Here is a 4,423-nt window from a genome sequence, read left to right as displayed (position 1 = left end):
GCGTGGCCCGGCGTGGCCCGGCTCGGCATGGCGCGGCCCGGCTCGGCTCGGCCCGGCGTGGTCCGCCCGGCCCGGCATGGGCCCCTCGGCGTGATCGACTCGGGGTTCTGGAAACCGGGGTATCCGGGACCTCAGGACACCGCGACTTTCAGGAAGGCGAGTCGATCATGGCAGGCGAGCGGCCACGAAGGCGGTCGTGGGGCGGTCAGGGGGTGGGGAGGTGGCGCAGGCTGCGGACTTTGCGCCACAGGTCGGCGTCACAGCGGCCGGCGTGGTCGGCGAAGGCGGCCGAGTCGAGTCGGATCGGCTCGGTGAGGCTGAGGTAGCTGTCGTGCTCCGCGCCGGGGTCCCAGTCCCGGGTGGGAATCCGGACGTGGTCGTCCCGGTCGCTCTTGTCCTGGCTGGTGATCTTCAGGACGTCGGCGCCCCGGGAGTCGGCGCGCAGCACCAGGCACGGGCGTACCTTCGACCCGCTGCCGTCGGCGTACGGCACGTCGGCCCACCAGATCTCACCGGGCGCCGGGGTGTCGGCGGCCGGTTGGCTGTCGCGCGAGCGGGGTTTGGTGGACGGCCGATCGCCGCCGCGGGGCCGTGGCGGGGTGGGACGACGGCCGTCGGTGCTGCCCCGGCCCGGCCGGGTGCCCGGACGCCGGTTGGCCACCCGGTGCCGCCAACTGTTCCACGCCCAGCCGGCGGCCACCGCCAGCAGGATCGCCACCGCCCAGAGCAGTGCCTCGGGCATCCGTACCTCCGCTTCCCGGCGACCCGCCGGTCGCACCGTCCGGCGATCCTTGCACGCTGCCGCCCGTGCCGCCCGCCAACCACACCGCAGGCTGCCCCACCGCCCCAAGCCACCCCACGGCCACGCTTGATCACTTGATGGTGAGTAGCTGGATCGGCCCGCCGACGACTACCGAGCATCAAGTGATCATCGAACGCGGCTGAGGGCGAGGTCGCTCCGGGCGCGGGCGGGCGGCGGATTGTCCCACCGGCCCGATACGGTGCCGGAGTAGCGTGATCAGGGAGGTCGCAGGCGTGTCCGAAGGTGGCGGTGTGTCCGAGGAGCAGATCGGTCAGCAGGTCAGCCCGGCGCAGGAGGCGGCGGCCGGGGCTGAGCCGACGCCGCAGGCCCGGGAGCGGCATGCCGCGCTCAGTCAGGAGTTGACCGAGCACCAGTACCGCTACTACGTGCTGGACGCGCCGACCATCCCCGACGCCGACTTCGACCGGCAGTTGCGCGAGTTGGAGGCACTGGAGGAGGAGTTTCCGGCGCTGCGGACGCCCGATTCGCCGACCCAACGGGTGGGCGGCACCTTCTCCACCGACTTCACCCCGGTCACCCACGCCGAACGGATGCTCTCGCTCGACAACGCCTTCGCCGACGAGGAGTTGGCGGCCTGGGCCGAGCGCGTCGAACGCGACGCGGGCGGCCCGGTGCCCTACCTGTGCGAGCTGAAGGTCGACGGGCTGGCGATCAACCTGACCTACGAGAACGGCCGGCTGGTCCGGGCCGCCACCCGGGGCGACGGGCGCACCGGTGAGGACGTCACCGCCAACGTGCGCAGCATCCGGGGCGTGCCCGGCCAGCTCGCCCCGTCCTCCGAATTCCCGGACATCCCCGAGCTGGTGGAGGTCCGTGGCGAGATCTACTTCCCGATCGCCGCGTTCGCCGATCTCAACGCCGGTCTGGTGGAGCAGGGCAAGGCACCCTTCGCCAACCCCCGCAACGCCGCCGCCGGCAGCCTGCGACAGAAGGATCCGCGGGTCACCGCCACCCGGCCGCTGCGCCTGGTGGTGCACGGCATCGGCGCCCGTCGCGGGTTCCAGCCCACGGCGCAGTCCGAGTCGTACGCGGCACTGAAGTCGTGGGGGTTGCCGACCAGCGACAGGTGGCGGGTCGTCCCGGACCTGGCCGGCGTGGCGGAGTTCATCGCCTACTACGCCGAGCACCGGCACGACGTCGAGCACGAGATCGACGGGGTGGTGGTCAAGGTCGACCCGGTCTCCATCCAGGGCCGGCTCGGGTCGACCAGTCGTGCCCCGCGCTGGGCGATCGCCTTCAAGTACCCGCCGGAGGAGGTCACCACCAAGCTGCTCGACATCGACGTCAACGTGGGGCGCACCGGCCGGGTCACCCCGTTCGCCGTGCTCGAGCCGGTGCGGGTGGCCGGTTCCACGGTCGCGCTCGCCACCCTGCACAACGCCCGCGAGGTGGAGCGCAAGGGTGTGCTGATCGGTGACACGGTGGTGCTGCGCAAGGCCGGCGACGTGATTCCCGAGGTGCTCGGCCCGGTGGTCGACCTAAGGCCCGCCGATGCCAGGCCGTTCGTCATGCCGACCACCTGCCCGGCCTGCGGCACCCCGCTCGCCCCGTCGAAGGAGGGCGACGTCGACATCCGTTGCCCCAACACCCGCAGCTGCCCGGCGCAGTTGCGTGAGCGGGTGTTCCACCTCGCCGGTCGCGGTGCCTTCGACATCGAGGCGCTCGGCTACAAGGGTGCGGCGGCCCTGCTGGACGCGGAGGTCATCGCGGACGAGGGCGACCTGTTCCAGCTCGACGCCGAACAGCTCTCCCGGTCCCCGTTCTTCGTCAACAAGGACGGCAGCCTGGGCAGCAACGCCAGCAAGTTGCTCGACAATCTGGCGGTCGCCCGGGAACGGGACCTGTGGCGGGTGCTGGTGGCGCTCTCCATCCGGCACGTCGGCCCGACCGCCGCACAGGCTCTCGCCCGGCACTTCCGCTCGATGGACGCCATCGACGCGGCCACCGAGGAGGAGCTGTCCTCGGTCGAAGGGGTCGGGCCGACCATCGCGGCGAGCCTCCGGGAGTGGTTCGCGGTGGACTGGCACCGCGAGGTCGTCCGCAAGTGGGCCGAGGCCGGCGTACGGATGGCCGAGGAGGCGGGCGACGAGGGGCCGCGCCCGTTGGAGGGGTTGACCGTGGTGGTGACCGGCACCCTCGCCGGTTTCTCGCGCGACCAGGCCGCCGAGGCCGTGCAGAGCCGGGGCGGCAAGGTCAGCGGGTCGGTCTCCAAGAAGACGAGCTTCGTGGTGGTGGGGGACAACCCCGGGTCGAAGGCCGACAAGGCCGCCAGTCTCAAGGTGCCGGTGCTCGACGAGGACGGGTTCCGGCTTCTGCTGGACGCGGGCCCGGACGCCGCCCGGGACGTCGCTCAGCCGGGCGGCTGAGCCCGCCGGCGGCTGGCACGGCGACTGGCCGCGTATACCAACTTAATTACGACTACGACCGATTCGTGACTGTCATACCGGGAAACTGGGGGCCGAGGGCGTTTCATTGGGTCACGGCGTGCGCACCGGCACGCCGACGGTCGGTCGGGAGGTGTGGTGGAGGTCGCCGACCCACGCAACTCGCTTCCTGCGGGACGGGTCGCACCGTTCGCCGCCTTCGTCGCCGGCATCCTGGCGGTCGCCGCGCTGACCGCCGCCGTTCCACTCGCGACGCTCCCGGACGACCTGTCCCGGCTGCCGGTGGCGTTCTGGACGATGGCCGCGCTCGCCGTGGTCTGCGACGCACGTCCGTTCGTGCCACCGGGGCGCCGGCAGACGTCGGCGGTGTTTCCGTCCACCTGCTTCACCTTCGCCATCCTGCTCGGCTGGGGTCTCGGCCCGGCGGTGGTGGTGCAGGCGGTGGGGGTGGTCGTCTCGGGTTGGCGGATGCGGCACGCCGCCTGGCGCACGGCGTTCAACGTCGGCCAGTACGCGTGCGCCCTCGCCGCCGCGTACGGGGTGATCCAGCTCGGCTCGGGCACCATCTTCTCCGGCGGGCGGTTGCACTGGACCGACGTGGCCGCGGTCGGCGGCGCCGCGCTGGCCTGGTTCGTCGTCAACTACGGGTTGGTCAGCTGGGCGGTGCGGCTGCGTTTCGGAGATCGCTGGTGGCCCACCGTCCGCCAGGGCCTCGGCTTCGAGTTGCTCTCCACCGGTTCACTGCTGCTGCTCGCCCCGGTGCTGGTCGCCGCGGCGCGGGTCAGCGCCGCGCTGATCCCGCTGGTGCTGGTGCCGCTCTTCGCCGTCTACCGGATGGCGCGGTTGACCAACGAACAGCAGCACCTCGCCGCCGCCGACCCGCTGACCGGGCTGCCCAACCGCAAGGCCCTGCTGGCGGAGGTGGCCGAGCAGGTGCACCTGCACGCCGAGCGGACCGCCCGCGGTGAGCCCGACGGGCAGTTGGCGCTGCTGCTGATCGACCTGGACCGCTTCAAGAACGTCAACGACGCCCTCGGGCACGCCGTGGGCGACCGGCTGCTGGTCGAGGTCAGCGCCCGGCTCACCGACGTGCAGCCCCGACCACAGATGATCGCCCGGCTCGGCGGTGACGAGTTCGCCATCGTGATGACCGGGCTGACCGACGTCGCTCAGGCGCGGGAGTTGGCCGACCGGGTGGTCCAGGCGCTGGCCGCGC

Annotated in this window: 3 protein-coding genes; 2 read left to right on the top strand and 1 reads right to left on the bottom strand. The window is 72.4% G+C overall.

Annotated features, from left to right (window positions below):
* Positions 1-205: 205 nt before the first annotated feature.
* Positions 206-742: a type II toxin-antitoxin system PemK/MazF family toxin gene (locus tag PSH25_RS21620; protein WP_238660812.1), complete on the bottom strand. Its 537-nt coding sequence runs from the start codon at positions 740-742 to the stop codon at positions 206-208.
* A gap of 311 nt (positions 743-1,053) precedes the next feature.
* On the opposite strand from PSH25_RS21620, the gene ligA reads away from it, so the two are divergent.
* Positions 1,054-3,189 carry an NAD-dependent DNA ligase LigA gene (ligA, locus tag PSH25_RS21615; protein WP_238660811.1) on the top strand — a complete coding sequence of 712 codons (2,136 nt, stop codon included), beginning with the start codon at positions 1,054-1,056 and terminating at the stop codon, positions 3,187-3,189.
* Positions 3,190-3,345: 156 nt separating this feature from the next.
* Positions 3,346-4,423: GGDEF domain-containing protein (locus PSH25_RS21610; RefSeq protein WP_238660810.1), on the top strand; the 1,078-nt coding region annotated here is incomplete at its 3' end.

It is taken from the genome of Micromonospora foliorum (assembly GCF_022229015.1).
GTDB lineage: Bacteria > Actinomycetota > Actinomycetes > Mycobacteriales > Micromonosporaceae > Micromonospora > Micromonospora foliorum.
Note: the sequence above shows the minus strand (reverse complement) of the source record. Positions and strands in the feature narration are given on the sequence as shown.

Bases quoted from the DNA above. Each gene is read 5' to 3' on its own strand.
- PSH25_RS21620 (WP_238660812.1), bottom strand. From the start codon at position 742: ATGCCCGAGGCACTGCTCTGGGCGGTGGCGATCCTGCTGGCGGTGGCC.